Source organism: Acinetobacter sp. UBA2063, from assembly GCF_002333245.1.
Taxonomy (GTDB): domain Bacteria; phylum Pseudomonadota; class Gammaproteobacteria; order Pseudomonadales; family Moraxellaceae; genus Acinetobacter; species Acinetobacter parvus.
This window is the reverse complement of record NZ_DDAH01000012.1, coordinates 1-2,833: the sequence shown is the minus strand read 5'-3', so window position 1 is coordinate 2,833 and position 2,833 is coordinate 1. Positions and strand designations below refer to the sequence as shown.

3 protein-coding genes are annotated in these 2,833 nt (G+C 40.4%); all 3 read right to left on the bottom strand.

Going from position 1 to position 2,833, the window contains the following annotated elements; genetic code table 11:
• On the bottom strand, positions 1 to 339 hold a 339-nt coding region (locus tag B4H32_RS00445), incomplete at its 3' end, for a bifunctional adenosylcobinamide kinase/adenosylcobinamide-phosphate guanylyltransferase (protein ID WP_286799049.1).
• A gap of 2 nt (positions 340 to 341) precedes the next feature.
• Complete coding sequence (locus tag B4H32_RS00440) at positions 342 to 965, bottom strand: 2'-5' RNA ligase family protein (RefSeq protein WP_010589527.1); 624 nt, start codon at positions 963 to 965, stop codon at positions 342 to 344.
• Between the two features lie 73 nt (positions 966 to 1,038).
• Positions 1,039 to 2,833, bottom strand: a 1,795-nt coding sequence (gene mtlD / locus B4H32_RS00435) for a bifunctional mannitol-1-phosphate dehydrogenase/phosphatase (protein WP_286799040.1), incomplete at its 5' end; no start/stop codon positions are given.

Here is a 2,833-nt window from a genome sequence, read left to right as displayed (position 1 = left end):
TTGGGGCAATACTTTCAGTAATTTTTCGGTTTGTTGCTGCTGTAATGCTGTATCTTCAGCCAATAATAAATTGGTCAGCCATAAGGTCAGGCAATCCACCAAAATGAGTTGATTTTCCTGATCAAGTTGCAGCAATTGATCTGCCAGAAAAATGGGTTCTTCACAGAGTTGCCAATGACTTGGACGTTGTTGCTGATGATGTTGAATGCGTTGCTGCATTTCTTCATCTAATGCCTGCGCCGTTGCAATATAGACAACTGATAATTCGCTTTCTTTGGCTGTTTGTTCAGCTAGACGGCTTTTACCTGAACGTGCGCCACCTAAAATCAGTTGTAACATATTTAACCTAATTGAATTTGATGATAAGGATAAAGTAATCCTTGTAAAATCTGGGCTTTATAATAGCCGAAAGTGAGTTGGTTCACCTGAATTTTCATGTTCTTTCGTGGCAGTTTTTGAATACGTTGCAGAACCAAATCACTGGCCCAAGTATCACCATAAAGCCCCAATGTGATATGTGGACAATAATCAACTGCTGCAATCTCTGTTGAACTTTGTGCAAGTTGTTTACGGATTTTGCCTAGGATGTTGTTCTGATCATGGATATGCAGGAATAATGCACTACTAAAGCTATCAATCTGGGTCATTTCCAGCTCAAAAGGTTCTAGCCGTAGTTGTTGAAGTAATTCAATTTGGTGATTTAAGGTCTTAATTTCAAAATCATCATCAAAATTGGGATGATGAGAAGTTAGAAAACCACAAACAAACAGTGTGATATGATATTGGCGCTGGTTAGACTTGATCAGTAAATCTGAAAATTGTGCCCTGATACCATCTAAATAGCTGATGAATTCAGGTTGGTAAATCTCAATATACCACACCCCATAATCCGAACGCCCACGATGCCATTCAGGATAGTCTCGGATTTCAGTGGCCATCAGTTGACTGGATGCTTGTAATAACACAACATTTAGAATGACTTTAAAGTTGTGCTATTCAAACATAATTTGCCAAAAAACTTAAGGCTGAATATTGAATTTAGACATATTCAGCCAAAGTCATCCAGGCTTTTTGAACATTGAAATAAAGTGGATTTTTTTGAAGTTGTTGCTGAATTCCCTCATATAACAAGTTAAGCAAGGCCTGTTTTTGGGAATCTAAAATGTCCAGTTTTTCAACATTTTCCTGTAGATGCTGCACAATTTCAATTTCATCCAATGCCAGTATGGTTAAGGCATAGACATAACCCCCAATTGCGCCTGTTAATAGGTTCTGATAAGGAAGCTGTTGCTGAATATGATTCTCAAGACTGCCCAAAACGCGCTCATTCACATTCAGCTTGCATAAGGGATTTCTTGCGACACGTTCACAAGGGTCTTTATAGGCAGATCGACAAGAATTTAAAAAACTTTCCGCCATACGATCCAGCTCTTTCGACTGGTTTGGCACAATACTTCCCAAACCCAGCTTAACCTCATCAACCAATTGAGTCATAAAGTTTTTAAGCCCTGAATCGGCCAAGGCAATACCGATGGTTTCATGTCCAGCTAGACTCGCCTGCCAAGCCAGCATGGCATGACAACCATTCCACAAACGGTTCTTGATGATCTGAATATCAGAAATATGATCAACCAAAATCATTTGGCGCATTTTGCTCAGCAACGGACTGCGATTTTCCACATAAATCGGCATATCCACTTCGCTATTGAACAAAATTAAGTCCATATTTTGTAAAAACTGCCCCGCCTGAAATTGTCCGCGCATATCTTCCAGACACACCTTGAGTTGCTGTTCCTGTTTTTCAGACAACGCCGTTTCATCTGATAATTCTATGGTGTCCTGATTTAAATCATTCTGATATTGCTTAAATAAACGGTGCTTGATATTCAACTGGCGATACAGTGCCTGATCACTGAGCTTGGACACGATTCGATTAACCACAGTGTCACAGAAATAGTGTTCACTTAAAATATGCTCGGCAATATCCTCATCGATGATTTCAAGCAGTGCTTCACGGAGACATTTCAGAATCAGGAACTTGGCGCCAACCTTGTTCAACACGATCAGGAATGTAATCGGTTCATCGTTCTGTGTGTCCTGTGACATAAAACGTGCCAGTAAACCTTTGGCAATGATTTTTGCTTCAGATGCAATTGCCTGTTCAGGTAAACAGAGTGTAATCAAGCTGGATTCCATATACATATCCAACATCTGCTGTTCATTGTCAGTATTGATTACTGTCAGATTCTCAATCCGCTCATCATAAGAACACTGACCATAGCGAATGCTGTAGCTGGCAAAACTATTGACTGACTCAAGATATAAACGGTTGCGGGTCGATGCCAAAATTCGCTTCGGTCGGGTAAAACCATCCCAGTGAGATAAAATCTGGGCAATATAGCCACCGCCAATCGCGCCAAAACCGTGAATCCCCACAGTCAACTGGTTCAGGCTTTGTGGAAATGGTTCCTGTAACTGTGGCATGCTCATTTCAGGAATATACTGATCCAAAGCATTCAGACACTCGTACATATCCTGATAATAAAACTTTGCCTTTGAAAGCATCTGATCATTGGGTTCTTTAATATCTTTAAATAACAGCGTAATACCACCTGCATCACAGGCTGAGCAAATTCCATTTTCGGAGTCTTCAAACATTAGGCATTGTTCAGGCTGTAAATTTAGCTTTTGGGCAGCCTGTATAAAAATTTCAGGATGTGGCTTGCCCCGTTCAACTTCATCACCACAGACCAGTAGGTCAAAAAATTTATAGACATTGGCGTTAATTAAATATTCTTCCGCAATTGCCCGACGGCTTGAAGTCGCCACAGCC